13 protein-coding genes are annotated in these 15,321 nt (G+C 31.8%); 10 read left to right on the forward strand and 3 right to left on the reverse strand.

The features are described from left to right. Positions 1–308: 308 nt before the first annotated feature. On the forward strand, positions 309–728 hold the full coding sequence (locus tag GM3708_RS01550; RefSeq protein WP_144439261.1) for a hypothetical protein: 420 nt from the start codon (positions 309–311) through the stop codon (positions 726–728). Positions 729–1,236: 508 nt separating this feature from the next. Next, on the forward strand, positions 1,237–2,853 hold the full coding sequence (locus GM3708_RS01555) for a hypothetical protein (RefSeq protein WP_066343506.1): 1,617 nt from the start codon (positions 1,237–1,239) through the stop codon (positions 2,851–2,853). 326 nt (positions 2,854–3,179) lie between these two features. Here GM3708_RS01555 and GM3708_RS01560 read toward each other — a convergent pair whose 3' ends face one another. Beyond that, the gene (locus tag GM3708_RS01560) at positions 3,180–3,914 is read right to left on the reverse strand and encodes a DUF3153 domain-containing protein (RefSeq protein WP_066343507.1); all 735 of its coding nucleotides are present in this window, start codon (positions 3,912–3,914) and stop codon (positions 3,180–3,182) included. Positions 3,915–4,009: 95 nt separating this feature from the next. After that, positions 4,010–6,256 (reverse strand): ribonuclease R family protein, encoded by a 2,247-nt coding sequence (locus tag GM3708_RS01565; RefSeq protein WP_066343508.1) that lies wholly within the window; start codon positions 6,254–6,256, stop codon positions 4,010–4,012. A 415-nt stretch (positions 6,257–6,671) separates the two neighbouring features. Here GM3708_RS01565 and GM3708_RS01570 point away from each other — a divergent pair, with 415 nt between their 5' ends. The 4 genes from GM3708_RS01570 to fabF all read left to right on the forward strand — a co-directional run bounded on the left by GM3708_RS01570 (position 6,672) and on the right by fabF (position 10,727). Beyond that, positions 6,672–7,505 (forward strand): hypothetical protein, encoded by an 834-nt coding sequence (locus GM3708_RS01570; RefSeq protein WP_066343513.1) that lies wholly within the window; start codon positions 6,672–6,674, stop codon positions 7,503–7,505. Positions 7,506–7,763: 258 nt separating this feature from the next. Continuing rightward, on the forward strand, positions 7,764–8,732 hold the full coding sequence (locus GM3708_RS01575) for a hypothetical protein (RefSeq protein ID WP_066343522.1): 969 nt from the start codon (positions 7,764–7,766) through the stop codon (positions 8,730–8,732). 274 nt (positions 8,733–9,006) lie between these two features. After that, a complete protein-coding gene (gene acpP, locus GM3708_RS01580; protein ID WP_066343524.1) occupies positions 9,007–9,255 on the forward strand; it encodes an acyl carrier protein in 249 nt (82 codons plus the stop codon). Between the two features lie 218 nt (positions 9,256–9,473). Continuing rightward, positions 9,474–10,727, forward strand: a complete 1,254-nt coding sequence (gene fabF, locus GM3708_RS01585) for a beta-ketoacyl-ACP synthase II (RefSeq protein ID WP_066343526.1) — start codon at positions 9,474–9,476, stop codon at positions 10,725–10,727. Positions 10,728–10,793: 66 nt separating this feature from the next. Here fabF and GM3708_RS01590 read toward each other — a convergent pair whose 3' ends face one another. Further along, on the reverse strand, positions 10,794–11,480 hold the full coding sequence (locus GM3708_RS01590; protein WP_066343528.1) for a glycoside hydrolase family protein: 687 nt from the start codon (positions 11,478–11,480) through the stop codon (positions 10,794–10,796). 224 nt (positions 11,481–11,704) lie between these two features. Here GM3708_RS01590 and GM3708_RS01595 point away from each other — a divergent pair, with 224 nt between their 5' ends. From GM3708_RS01595 to ruvA, 4 genes are all read left to right on the forward strand, one after another. Beyond that, positions 11,705–13,141, forward strand: coding sequence for a MotA/TolQ/ExbB proton channel family protein (locus tag GM3708_RS01595; protein WP_066343530.1), 1,437 nt, complete (start codon positions 11,705–11,707; stop codon positions 13,139–13,141). A 57-nt stretch (positions 13,142–13,198) separates the two neighbouring features. Next, positions 13,199–13,651: a hypothetical protein gene (locus GM3708_RS01600; RefSeq protein WP_066343532.1), complete on the forward strand. Its 453-nt coding sequence runs from the start codon at positions 13,199–13,201 to the stop codon at positions 13,649–13,651. 28 nt (positions 13,652–13,679) lie between these two features. Continuing rightward, positions 13,680–14,381: a hypothetical protein gene (locus GM3708_RS01605; RefSeq protein ID WP_066343535.1), complete on the forward strand. Its 702-nt coding sequence runs from the start codon at positions 13,680–13,682 to the stop codon at positions 14,379–14,381. Between the two features lie 278 nt (positions 14,382–14,659). Then, the gene (gene ruvA, locus GM3708_RS01610; RefSeq protein WP_066343536.1) at positions 14,660–15,295 is read left to right on the forward strand and encodes a Holliday junction branch migration protein RuvA; all 636 of its coding nucleotides are present in this window, start codon (positions 14,660–14,662) and stop codon (positions 15,293–15,295) included. Positions 15,296–15,321 lie beyond the last annotated feature (26 nt).

The following is a 15,321-nucleotide window of genomic DNA, read 5'->3' on the forward strand; positions in this document are numbered from 1 at the left end:
AACATCTAATGATAATTTTCATACTTGTTTTGTATATTTTTGAAAGCTCTTATCAACTTATTCTAAAAATATAATGTTTTGTTTTTTTGCACAATATGAAATATATGAAATCAGTAAAAATACGTAAACTTTATAAAAACTATTAAATATTAATTTTCGTTAATTGATAGTATCAATCATTAAAAAAAAAAAGATTCAAAAAAAAAGAATCAATTTAAACTTTTAGTGTATAATCACGGTTAGGGGATTATCAAAAATAATCTTGACCCATGACACAAAATAAACAAAGTACAAAAATTACTTAACCCATGATGAATAATTTAAACAAAGCATTACTAGCTATCGGCGTTGTCGGTTTAGGCTCGGTTATCAGTGCTCCCGCTTTTGCTCAAGCTTTCGCTTCTGGTAGCTCTACCATCGTTTTAATGAACGGTGCTAGTCAATCTGTCGGTGCAGAAATCTCTATCCCCGGTGGGCTTACTTTTTTAGGTGCAACTGGAAATGGTGATGTAACCGTAACCCCAGTATTAGCAGATACTCTTGCAGTCAACGAAAATGCTTTTACAACTCTTAATGTTGATCCCGGTTTACCTGATGCTAGTATTCTCTCCGCTACTCCAACTACTTTCACTGCGGCGGCGGCTCAAGCGTTAGTTGCTGCTGCTGGTGATTTACAAGCACAAGTATCTATCATCCGTGCTGGTGCTGGTGTTGACGGTTTAGACTAATCAGGAACAAAATCCTAATCATACTGAATCTGGGAGTTATTTGTTCTTATTCTTAATAACTTAAAAAGCTCCTAAACCCTGCTATAGGATTAAAACTTATAATAATCTGTTGAATATTAATTCAATTAACAACAACAGTTGAATTTTAGTTTTAATTTTGACATTCACTATCATGGTAAATGTAGTTCACCCCTCACATTTACCTTTCCCAAAAAAAAGATTTTTAGAAGTTACCCAAAACAATTTAAGTGGGGAAACTAAACTGATGATAAATTTTATGATTTTTAAATCCATGATTGAGTAGGTAAGTATAATCAATTGTGAATTTTATTTTTCCCAAGGCTTTGATAACAATTAGGTTTAAATCCCCTACCTTTCATTGCATATATACAATTAATTTTGTTTAAGTACTTAATAATGGGTAACATAGAATAACAATAAATTTTAACCCTTCACTTACATATTTTTATAATTTTGCCATAGCCATTAATAATATATCGAAATAACTATGTATAAATTTAAAACCCTTTTTGTTATTTTTCTTAGTGCTATAACTTTGGTATCCGTTACAGGTAAAAATGTCATGGCACAAGCAACAGCCACAGGAAGCGTTTTTATATTTAATCCTAATACTGGTTATAGTCAGTCTGTTAGTGGCGAAATTACTATCCCCGCAGGATCATTTAATGGATTAGAAGTAACCCCGAATTTCAGAACGTCCTTAGTTGGAGATAATAATTTTTTTCCAACCAATCCTTTACAAGCTCCAATTACAGATTTACTCATTAACCCTCAAGGTATTAACTTTACTTTAGCCCCTTCTTTAAATGCCGAAACCGCAGCACTTCTTTCTGGTTTAAGCGTAAATGGTAACTTGCCTGAAATTATTTCTATTCTTAGGGCTAACCCTGATTTACTTCGAGATGGTTCACAAAATCAAGCCATCGCCACAGGGCAAACTACATTAATCGCTCCTGATGGTTCAGTGCAATCTGTTAGTGGTGAAATTGCTTTACCCAACGGATTATTTTATCAAGGGTGGGAAGATCTTGTAAACGGTCCTTGTGGTCCAAGTGCAACAGGATGTTTAATAATTTATTCTGTAGATCCTAATAGCTTAGTAAATCCTTTAGCTCCTAATTATCGTCAATTCGGTACAATTCCTCAAGATCCTAATACTCCAAGAATAGAGCAATTAATCATCAATCCAGGTCCTGTTTCACTATTTTCTAATAATGGTAATAATTATGATCTTAATGCGGCGGCAGCTCAAATTTTATCAGCTGTTCCTATAAATGAGCTTTCTAATGTTGTTTCTATTATCCGAGCAGCTAGTGGTTCTAGCGGTCCATTTTCCAGTCGGGTTCAGGGAAGGGCGATGGGGGTAACAATGATTTCTACTCCTAGTGGGACAACTCAATCTGTCAGTGGAGAAATAAACCTTCCTGTGGGATTATATTTTGATGATCCTGAAGGTTTGAGTACCAATTGTCCAGGTAATGCTTGTTTGACGGTTTTACCTGATATTCAATGGTATGGAAATTCAGCTGATACTGCTTATATTCAACAACTTGTTGTCGATCCGGGATTTGTACAACCCGGAGATCCAAATAACGTTACATTTGCTTTGCGTTCTAGTTCTTTTGATTTCAACGCAGCCGCAGCAGATATTCTTTATCAATATATAGATAACGGCTCTTTATCAGATGTTGTTTCTGTTATCCGTGCTGGGGCAGGTGCTGATGGCTTGACTCCTAAAAATCGTCCTGTCGCTAGGGCTTCAGGTACTGTTACTCTTACTCTTCCCAATGGTGCTGTACAGTCTGTTACAGCTGAATTAAGTCTTCCTAATTCCCTTTATTATACTGGTGCAAATTCTTGTGGTTCTGCTTGTTTAGTTGTTACCCCTACTCTTGATACTGCTGCAGCAAGTTTAAATAATGATCCTAATCTTTTGTCTGTTACCAGTTTATTAATAGATCCAGGTACAGCTAATGATCCTACATTGATTCGAGGTTGGGATTTTGATGCGGCGGCGGCGAATGCTTTAAATCAGGCTGGGGATTTACAAGCACAAGTTTCTATTATTCGAGCTGGAGCTGGGGCTAGTAATGGTTTAGAATAATTGAAATTGAGTGAAAAAGTAGGTAGTTTTTTAAATCAAGAATCTCAAAATACTAAACGAACAAAAAAGACATCGGAAATCGAATCTTTTGTTCAAAAAACAAATATGTATTATACGGCTATATACTCCAATTCTAACAAGGGGTTTAAACTTCTTGTGAAACCATAAAAACCATTACTTATTAACTATCTTCACCAAAAAAACTTTTTCATCACATTTTAATTATTATTTAAAAATCTGCTTCAATTGCTAAAGCTCCTTATCATAAAGTTAAGCCTATTTCTAATTGTTCTAACAATTTTTGCTTCTAAATAAATATTCTTTCTTTAAATAAGGGGTAATCTTTGATATTTTAAATAGTATCCTAAAAGAATAAATAAAGCGATCGCTACTGTACCTAGACCGATATAATTAGGAAGCCAAAAAATAGCAGTAATATCATTAATTTTTCCAGCTTCAAGTTGAATGTTATATTGATTATTAGCAGTTTTCTCCCACTTAGGAAATTCATTATTATTAATCAATTTAGCACCCCAAGGAAAATTAAATTGTATTTGTAAATCAATTAAATCGCCGGAAGAAATAATAATTGTGCCATCATTAGAAATTACTCCCAAAGGACTTAAATCGGCATTCAAATTAAGAGTATTTCTTTCCAATAGAATAAGATTATTTTGTTGAATGGACATCTTTGCTTCTAATTCTAATAAATTACTAGAATTATTTTTTGCCAGGTTTTGTTGAGATTTTTTGCTGAATTGAGGAACAAAAAATTGATTAAATTTACTAACTAATTCTTGCCCATTATTAAAAGGAATTGTAACCACTAATTCTTCTTTAGAAATCCTTTTTGTTTTTCCTTCTAATTTTACTGTCTGATGCTCAATATTATTTAACCAAGTATTACCTTCTCCTTGACTAAAACTGGTTAACTGCTCTCCTAATTTTATATGTCCAATTATTGTGCCTTTATTAGCTTGAGGAAATGTAACTCCGACATCGTATCTAACGCAACCCGTTAAAGTAATTATCAAGCAAAGTAATAATAATATTTTTTTCACTGTTTTTATACTTTTTATTTAATTAATATAATCGGATAATTTTTTTATTAATAAATTTGTCTATTTCAATTTTAATTCCTAATTCCCGATTATTTTTAGTCTTCAAAATCAGAATCGACGGCTGTACTACCACCTCGCACGGTTACTAAATCAATTTGTTGACGGTAATAATCAACGCTTTTAACTTCTACTTCGACAGTATCACCTAAACGATAAGCCGTACGATTTTTTCTCCCCACTAAACAAGTATGTCGAGAGCGATATTCATACCAGTCATCTTTGAGTGAGCTAACATGAACTAATCCTTCTACTAATGAATCTTCTATTTGTACGAAAAAGCCATAGGATTGTACTCCTGTTATTAAACCGCTAAATACTTTTCCCGTGCAATCTTTCATTTTTTCTGCTTTTTTCAATCCAGTTAAGTCAGATTCTGCATCTTGAGCTATTTTTTCTCTTTCGTTAAGATGGGTGATAAGAGAGTGCAAATCAGCTTCAAGGTTATTTTGAATAGCTGGTGGTAAAACATTCCAGTTAATATAACCATGACAAGTACTACTCCGTAAGTCAACACCTTTACTGGAGCGAACATAACGGCGATCGCGCCCATGTTCAAAAAGTGCTTTTAAAACCCGTTGTATTTGTAAGTCAACATATCTTTGCCCAGGAGAAACACAATGAGTATAAATGGGTAAAGCTAAACCAAAATGAGGAGCAGGATGTTGGGTATATTTATCAGATTTAAGGGAATTTAAAAGAAGATAATGAAGTACTTTTTCATAATCAGACTTGCCAAATTCTTGAATGAGATGATAATAGTCGATAGGTTGTAATTCATCTTCCGATTCTAATCTAAAATCCAGTTGTAAATTAACCACTAATTTTAATAAATCTTCTAATTCGTCCCAATCTGGTTTTGCTTGAGTACAATAAATAGCAGGTAGTTTTAATTCAGCTAAATGTTCAGCTACCACTTTCCCTACTAATACCATTAATTCCGTCATTAAAGACAATACGGGCAAAGTAGAATAAGATGCGATCGCACCAATCCTGCCTTCATCTTTAAAATAAGAAGTAATATTATCTAAAGAAATATCAAATCCACCTCTTTGTAATCTTTGAGCTTTAACTAAAGGACTTAATTCAAAGAAAAGATGATTGAGTAAATCTAAAGTAGTTTCTAATTCAGGCTTAGTATTACCAGCACCCATCATGGTTTGTACTTCTTTGTAAGTCAATTGGTGATCTACACAAATAACAGAAGGTTGAATTTGAGACTCAATAACTTGCCCTTTATCATCTATGGTAAGAAACACAGAAATCGTCAAACGATCTTCCTTCGGAATTAAAGAAGCACAATTTTGTACGGCTTTAGGTAATAAATCAATAACTTTATCTCCCAAATGAACTGTCGTACCACGCTTACGAGCTTCTCGATCTAAATGAGTTTCCGGTTCTACAAAATGAGCAACGTCAGCAATATGAACACCTAAAATCCAATTATTATCTTCGTTTTTTTGGAGAGTAAAAGCATTTTCGATGAATAAATCCAGTTGGGTTGTAACTTCTTGCTCAATGGTTATAGTTAAAACATCTCTTAAATCAAGGCGGTTTTCTAAATCTTGAGGTGTTAGATTTGGTGTTAAAAGAGCTGCTTTTTGTAATACTCGTTCGGAAAATTCTTGAGGTAAATCATGTTTAGAAGAAACAATATCAGTATCAGCGGCGGTTTCTGCATCACTACCCAATACTCGAATAACTTTTCCGATGGGGGGATTTTGTCCAATAGGATAACGTAAAACATTGACATGGACTAAATGGTTAACTGCCTCCTCTAAAGATTGACCATTTTCTTTTAAATTTAACTCAAATAGTAATCGGTCATCTAAAGGTACAGCGTTATAATCTCCATTATCTTCAATAACTCTTGCTAAAACTGAAGGATTTGCCCTTTCGACAATTAATTTCACTTCTCCTTCAGGAGAACGACGACGAGTGCCTTCTTTAATGATTTTTACTAAAACTCGATCACTATTCCAAGCATTACTCAGATGACTTTCTCGAATATAAATATCGTCTGCATCTTCTTCATCCTGAATAGCAAAACAGAAGCCTTTACTTGAACAACGTAATTTAGCTTCTACTACATCTTCTTCTATCACTCGGCGGTATTTTCCGAACTCTTTTGTAACTACTCCAACTTTTTCTAAAACATCAAGGGCTATTTGTAGTTTTTCGAGTTCTTCAGCTTCTTCACAGCCCAGTTTTTTTTCGAGTACTTTACCTGGTACAAGTTTATCCACACTGAGGTGAGAAAGTATTGTAGCGATTGAAAATTCCATTTACTATATCCTTTCAAATATCTAATAGTTGTGTTGATTCAGGGACTAAATAAAGTCAGCAAAGTTTTCTTTATACAATCTTTAATGGTGATTATATCTGAATAAAGCAAAACATCTGCGGTAATAGGGGTAACGGTATTGTTATCGGTATGGATTTATATTTAACTAATTAAAAACGAAAACAAAAGTATGTATAATTCCCATTGTTACCTAATTAATTTTATTTTCAATGTATTAATATATCCTATTTTAAGTACAACGAGCAAAGGTCTAGTTTACAATCATGAGAATAATTTAATCTTGATCAAGACAAAACAGTCAAAAATAAAAATTGATTTTACTAAAACTTAACACCTTTTTTTATTAGCTAGTATAATTGTATTGATACTTTAAGTTAAATAATTTTTTGAGAATTATGACTATTAAGCAATTAGCGTTAATTAGTGATTTTGTGACGGCGAATCACGGTAAATATATTGTTAAAGTCTCAGTGTATAGTGATGGTGTGATTTTAGGTTCGGCATTAGCAGGAGAAGATACTGTAGAAAAAGCAGAAGATGAAGCTAGAAAAAGAGCGATCACCTTGGTTAATACGGATATATTCATAAAAGGATTGATAGAAAAAGATAAAATTATTAATGTTGAAACTTCTGTAAAAACTTCTCAGGTTAAAATTTCTTCCGAAAGTGAATTTTTAAAAACTTCAAAAAAAGATTCCCCTAAAATCAAATCAAATATAAAATCACTACCCATAGAAGAAAAACCAAATTCAGAAGTTTTAGTGTCAGATTCTCCCGACTTATGGGAAAGTACTGCTTCTTTTCCTGCAAATCAGGATGAAATAGAGCAAAATGATTTTCAAGATATTGACAATGATAATTTAGAAAATATCTCCGAACCTTCCTTGAGTCCATCTCCCATAGAGAATCAAGAAGTACCAAGTCTTTTGAATAATGAGCCTATTCATGAAAGTAATGGTAATTCTAATGATGATAATTTAATATTATTCCCACCATCGACGCAGGAAGAAGATTTACCGTCAGAATCTGTTTTACCGTTACCTTTAGATGTGGAAGAAACCATCGATTTTTCACAAATTATTGATCAAACCAGTATTGAAATGAAGCGATTAGGATGGACACAAGATCAAGGTAAAAAGTATTTATTGGAAACCTATGGTAAAAAATCTCGTCATTTACTATCAGATGAGGAATTGATCGAATTTTTACAATATCTTAAAACTCAGTAGATAAATTGTTTTATTGAGGCTTTTGTTTCATAAAAAATAGATATAGAATCAATTTAAGGTAATAAATGATCAAATTCAAATACTATTACAAAAATTCAAGATTGCCTATTGTCTAAGCTTCGACTCCTTTAAAAAGTTGATTAAATATTCTCATAAAAGACAGTTATTGTTTTTTCTGACTGATACCTCTAAACTAAAATCATTAATTTAATCTTTTATTTTAATCGATTTATCTTTATCCTTTTTCACCATAAGATTATGAACCAATCCACTCAATTTTTAAGTCCTCAATTTTCTCGTTTCTGGTTACACTTCTGTTTAGGATTTACCAGTTTTTTTAGTTATGCTTTGATTACTTCCTCTATAGGTCAAGATGCGATCGCTTTCGCAGGAATAGAGATAATGGTTGATCCTTACAACGATTCCAACTTTGAACCATTGTCCATTGAAGCTCCATCAATTAAAACAAATCCATCAGCAAATAATAAAGCATTACCCACAACAAATCAAAATTATGGGATAGGAGAAATATTAATTAATGGTAATCCAACCCCCAAACCTCCGACTTTCAGTTCGGGAAATTTAATCAAATCAAATCAAACATTACCACAAATCCCTCTTCTATCCGAGCCTTACCGCAAACCGAATACAAATGATGAGATAAATCAAAATTCCACGGATGAAGAGATAACAGAAAAAACTAATGCAACACAATTATCTGTCTCCGTATCACCTTTTGATGAAACTCCCAAAGAAAATCAACCAAGTTTATCCTCCGAAAAAAGTGTTAAACCTGTCAGTAACTTATCAATTAATTTAAGCCCCAATGCTTCTCCATCAAATAACAATACTTCCATCAATACTGAACAAAATATCAATACGTTGTCATCTCCATCAGTTTTAGGTAAAAGAAGAAGTTTAAATGATATTCTCGTATTTTCTACACCACCAGAAAACAACTCGAATAATTCTACTGTCAATTCTAAAACACCTGTTAATCAAGAATTATTACTAACCACCAAAACTAATATCCATAAAATTTTGGTCAAAGTCAATAATGAAACTCAAGAATCTCAAGTGAGATCTCTTTACCCAGAAGCATTTAGGACAAATTTAAAAGGAGAGTCAATGCTACAAGTAGGAGTTTTTAGTAATAGCGAAACTGCCCAAGAAATATCTAATTCTTTACAAAAGATGGGCTTAAAAACTTTAACAATTAATCACTAATCATTAATCATTAGAATTTTTTGATAAGTCAGGCAATGGGCAAGAGTAATAATAATCGATTTTAAATTTCTTTTTTTGATATATCTATTAACCATAGAACAATTTTATTTTGAACTCAATGATGCACTTGTTCCTTTTTTAGATATTATTATTAATTGCTTACCAAAAAAATGTAAACTTAAAAACAGTCACACCGTCTTGTATTGATTTTATTTCCTTCATTAAGGTAAAAACAACAAGCGGATTAATAAATAATACGAATATTCAAATAAATATGAACCAAGAAATATTGCAAAGAGTACAAGAAATCGTAGTAGAACAATTAGACGTTGAAGCTGATCGTGTAACCCCTGAAGCTAATTTTGTGAATGACTTAGACGCAGATTCTTTAGACGTTGTAGAATTAGTGATGGCCTTAGAAGAAGCATTCGAGATCGAAATCGGTGATGAAGAAGCTGAGAAAATTGCCACCGTTGGAGATGCTGTTGCTCATATTGAAAGTAAAACTCAAGCGGCGGCTTAATTAGTTCAATGATAGCCAATTTTTAGTAAATATATAAACTTCTTTTTGGTTATCTGAATTTTTAATAATTTGACTTTTTTAACCCTTCAGGGAATAGCGAATAACTATTTTTTATTCCGCAACACCCTGTTAAGTATATTTTTAACAACTATTAAAATAAATTTTATAGATCATTTCTGCTATAAAAAAGGCGAATATTCATTTATATAAGAAACATTATGAGTGATTCACAACGAAAAAGAGTTGTTGTTACTGGTTTAGGTGCAATAACTCCCATAGGTAATACGGTAGAAGATTATTGGCAAGGTTTAACAGAAGGTCGTAATGGCATTGGTTTAATTACTTGTTTTGACACCACTAATCATACTTGTAAAATCGCTGGGGAAGTTAAAAACTTTGATCCTTTATCATACATGGATCGCAAAGAAGCCAAACGCATGGCAAGATTTTCTCAATTCGCCGTAGCCGCTAGTAAAGACGCTTTAAAAGATGCCAATTTAGTGATCAATGATGATAACGCTGATGATATAGGTATTGTCATTGGTACAGGAGTTGGAGGCTTAAGTGTCATGGAAGAACAAAACGAAGTATTACTAACGAAAGGACCAAGTCGAGTAACACCTTTTCTTGTACCAACGATGATCTCAAATATGGCGGCAGGTTTAACCGCTATTCATGTAGGAGCAAAAGGTCCTAACTCTTGCTCTGTAACAGCCTGTGCGGCGGGTTCAAATGCCATTGGAGATGCTTTTCGTCTAATTCAAGGGGGCTATGCTAAAGCTATGATTTGTGGCGGTACAGAAGCCGCTATTACTCCTTTAGCGATGGCTGGTTTTGCGTCAGCGAAGGCTTTATCTACCCGTAATGATAGCCCTGAAACCGCTAGTCGTCCTTTTGATCAAGATCGTGATGGTTTTGTGATGGGTGAAGGTTGCGGTATTTTAATTTTAGAGGAAAGAGAACAGGCTTTAGCACGGGGTGCAAGAATTTATGCTGAAATGGTGGGTTATGGCATGACTTGTGATGCTTATCATATGACTTCTCCTGTTCCCGAAGGATTAGGTGCTACAAAAGCTATTGAATTAGCCTTAAAAGACGGAAACTTAAGCCCCTCTGACATCAGTTATGTAAATGCTCATGGAACAAGTACTTCTGCTAATGACACTACCGAAACTAAGGCAATTAAACGAGCTTTAGGTGATAATGCTTATAAAATTGTTGTTAGTTCAACTAAATCTATGACGGGTCATCTTTTAGGCGGTTCAGGTGGCATCGAAGCCGTAGCAACGGTTTTAGCGGTCGCCAATGATCAAGTACCTCCTACCATTAACTTAAAAAACCCAGATGTTGAATGTGATTTGGACTATGTTGCCAATGAAAGCCGTAAGGTAACAGTAAATGTAGCTTTATCTAACTCTTTTGGCTTTGGTGGTCATAATGTGACGATCGCTTTTCGCAAACACGAACCATAAGATTTTTTTTTACATCAGTTTTATCATCGAGAATATTAACAAAATAATTGGAGTTTGATCACAACCCTAATTATTTTGTAGTTCTTCTTTGAGCAATTTTTGATAAATTTGAGGTAAATGCTGAGTCATCATATTATTCTCAATACCATAGCCCAAACTTGTCCATGTGGGAGATAATAGTTCTAAAACTCGCTGGATTTCACCTTTTTCTAATAGTTTGGCTATATCTTCATTCCATGCTTTAGAATCAGTCAGCCAATTATATAATACTTGATCTTGATATTTTGGCTCAAAACTATAATCTTTCCACAGAAAAAATTTTGAGGGGTTAGGATGATATACTGCGGCTTTTTCTGCCCAAGTTGTATTTAAAAATTGGTATCGACCAGAAGCAGTCGTACATTTGCCTTCATTTGGTCCATTAACAATGGTAATACATAAGTCTGGATGTTTACTCAAATCTTTAACATATTTTCCACTATAGATAACGTGATAAGGATTAATATAATTTGATTCACTAGCACTGATGGTACGCATTAATGCTCTAACATAAGGATTTCCACCTTCCATTACTAATGGTGGACTACCATATATACTAGAAATAATTTGTTGACTGGCTTTTTTTAACTGGGTTTTTTTCTCTTGGATAATGATATTTAGTAATCCTGATAACATGATGAGAATAATCAAGGTTTTAAGTATATTACCGAGTTGTGCGGAGAAATTTTGTTTACTATTACTTAAATTAGTCATACTATTTACAGGTTACTATGAACATTCACACCTAAAGGTTCTTATCTATCATATATTAATCCGCTATAGCAATCTTAAATAAATTGTGAAAAATAGATGTTAGTTTATTTTTTCATTTCTATAGTAATATTTCATACTGATCATTTATTATTGGTTATTTATTTTTGTATTATTCTTCTTCAGATCTTAAGATAAGATAGAAACTTACTAAAAAAATCACAATCATGACTAAAATAAAAACTCATAGTCGTCAAGAATTAGACATTAATTTTTTTACTGCCTTTACTGCTGCATTAGTTTTAACAGTTATAATTTACATTCTTTTTTTGCCCCTTAAAGAATCCTATGTGGGAGTTTTATTATACCAAAGAGGTTTAACTCAATATTTCACAGTTTTTTTTGCTTCTTTAGTAGCAGTCATTAGTATTAATAAATACTTAAAAATTCAAACGGAGCAAAAAGTTTTAAAAAAAATTGGTTTGCCAGAAAAAATTTCTTTTGATAATCATAAATCAGCACAATTAATACATATTCAAGAAGATTTTGCTCAAAGTGATAGTATGATTACTGGAAGATTGGCGAGAATTTTAAATGCTTATATTCTGTCGGGTAGTCGAAAAATAGTCACAGAATTAGCTTTAGATGATAGTTCATTTTATCTTAGTGCTTCTGAATCTTCTTACGCTTTACCCAGAATATTAGTTTGGGCGATTCCATTATTAGGATTTATCGGTACAGTATTAGGTATCAGCAGTGCAGTTAATGGTTTTAATGGTTTTTTAGATAATAGTGCGGAAATTGAACAAATTAAAGAAGGTATTGGCACAGTTACCAGTGGTTTAGCAGTGGCATTTGATACAACTTTATTAGCACTTCTTCTTAGTGTTGCGGTAATGATTCCTTTAGTTTTAGTCGAAAGAATGGAATCACAGTTATTATTAGCAACAGAAATTTATATTAATGATCATATTTTACCTCGATTAAAAGAGAATAATGAGCCTCAAGAATCAATATTAAATAATGATACTTTAATTCAAACAGTTAATAAGGCTATTGATAATAAATTACCTACAAAAGAAGAGTTAATTCAACCCATAAAAGATGCTTTACCTACTCCTCAAGATTTGATAAACCCTGCGGAAATTTATGCCAAGGAAGCCGCTAAAAATTTACTAGAGCAATTTATTCATCAATTTCATGAAATTAGTGCCAAAGAAATAGAATTAATTAATAGTTTAAAACAAATAAACAAGACAATTTTAGAAGATAGAGATAATTTTTTACAAACTTTTGGACAACAAAATGATTTAAACCATTCAATTATTATAAATATTAAGGAATTAGTCGATTTAGTGAAACAAAATAATGAAGATAATAGTCATAGTTTAAATGAAAAAACTCAGGTTATTAGTAGTGAATTAAGTAAAGCGGCTTTAAGTTTAGAAGAAAAAGTTATATCTTTAGAGAAGTCTAGTGCAAAAATTGCTGAACTTAATCAATTACAATCTAGTTTAGAAAAAGTTGTTGAGGTATTAAATAATGTGGGAGAAATGCAAAAAACTTTAAGCAATATACAAGATAAAATTGAACTTTTACAACCAACTTTACAGGATTTAAGTAAGCCTAGAATTATTAGATTAGTTGAGCAAATTGAACAGTAAATTATATATTAGAAATCGACAAATATAATTATTAACTATTAATTATTCATTATTAAAATGCGTAGGCGATCGAAATCAAATAAAATAGAATTAGAATTGTTCCCTTTTTTATCAGTTTTAGCTTGTACTATTGGTAGTTTAATTTTACTAATCATAGTTTTAAGCACAGAAACTTTAAAAGATAATCCAGAAGTAACAATTATTGCTAAAACAGAAGCAGGTGGTGTGAATAAAAAAAAACAACCCCGTTATATTGAGTGTCAAAAAGATGGAGTCGTTATTTATCCTAGTCAAGAATTTATATCAAAAAATGAACTTAGTAAACCTAATTCTAAACTAGCTAATTTTATCAAAGAAATTAAAAAAAATAAAGATAAAGAATATGTTATTGTGGCAGTTAGACCTAATGGAATTGATGTTTTTCAAAAAGTAAGAGATCTTATTGAAAAAGAAGAAATTGATATAGGTTATGAACCGATAGAAGAAAATTGGAAATTAAAAATTCAATAGCAAAAATTATTATAACGTTGATAAAATAATGAGAGGAAGAAGAATCAGAAAAACTAATCATCCGGGTCAAAATTTAGATTCATTTTTAGATATTTTGACAAATACCGTAGGAGTTTTAATGTTTATTGGCTTATTTCTTAGTTTATTAGCTGTAGAAGCTGGAACAATTATTCGTACTCCTTTACGAACAGAAACAGATAAACAAGGACGTTTTTTTGAAGTTAGAAATAATCAAATTTTTTATTTAAGTGATCCTAAATTAGAAGAAGAAATTGATCAAATTTTGATTACCTTACCCAATTGTAAAACCCCTGAAATACCTGAAAATATTCCTTCTTATTTATATAGTTTGTATATGCAACAAATAGAAGAATATGATCAATGTATAAAACAAAGAAATATTAAACTAGAAAATTTTTATTATGATAACGGAAATTATTTAATTTCATTTACTAATCAAGGTTCACTAAAATATGATGCTAATTCCTCATCTCAAGGAGAAGATTCTAAACAATTAAAAAATGAGAATTCTAATTTTATTAACACTTTAAAACAATTAAATCCTGAAGTAAATTACCTTGCTTTTATTGTACGCCCCGATAGTTTTGAAGCCTTTAGAGTAGCTAGAGAAAAGGCTTGGAGTCTTGGTTTTGAAGTGGGTTGGGAACCTATTTCTCAAGATCGAGTTTTAGTTTTTGGCTCTGGTGGTAGATCTATTGGTGTACAATAATAATCTATTTTATCATCAATTATAATATAAAGATAGTATCAGTAAATTATCTTTTTCTCTTTTTCAGGTTCACCTCAGTTCAATGTAAAAAACTTTGAAAAATAAAGGTTTAAGACTGGTGATATACCAAATTTTAGTCACTGAAAAAAATTAAATTTTGATAAATAATTATCGAAAATCAATTTGAATAAATGTTTAAATTAATTCTCTTCTAATCTCCTATTTATCTAGTTCCCTAGTCTCATCTTATCGCCAACAAATTTATATCGCATTCAGGTATGTTCAGTTATTTTAAAGGTATAATAGACAATATTATTATTAATAATAATCGGAATATTTTAATTTTAGAAGTTAATAATATTGGCTATGAAATTCAAATACCTAGTCGTTTTGCTAGACAACTAGACATTAATTCTAAAACGATAATTCAAATTTTTACCCATTTTCAAGTAAGAGATGATCAACATATTCTTTATGGTTTTTCTGTTGCGGCTGAAAGAGATTTATTTCGTCAATTGATCGCTATTTCTGGCATTGGTTCACAATCTGCCATTGCTTTAATTGATACATTAGGACTAGAAGACTTAGTACAAGCCATTGTAACGGGAAATATTCGTTTACTAACAAAAACTCCCGGAGTCGGACAAAAAACGGCGGAAAGAATTGCCTTAGAATTAAAAACTAAACTATCACAATGGCGTATTTCTGCGGGAATTAATCTCAACACAATTCATGTTTTACCCAATGCGGAAATTATGGCAGATTTAGAAATGACTTTACTAGCTTTAGGTTATACAAATAACGAAATACAACAAGCAATCTCTGTTATCAGTCAAGATAATTTATTACAAAAAAATCCTCATGTAGAGGAATGGATTAGAAATGCTATTGCCTTTTTATCTTTAAATACTTAGTAAGTATTACTATATTTCAGTTGATT

Source organism: Geminocystis sp. NIES-3708 (assembly GCF_001548095.1).
In the GTDB taxonomy this organism is placed as follows: domain Bacteria; phylum Cyanobacteriota; class Cyanobacteriia; order Cyanobacteriales; family Cyanobacteriaceae; genus Geminocystis.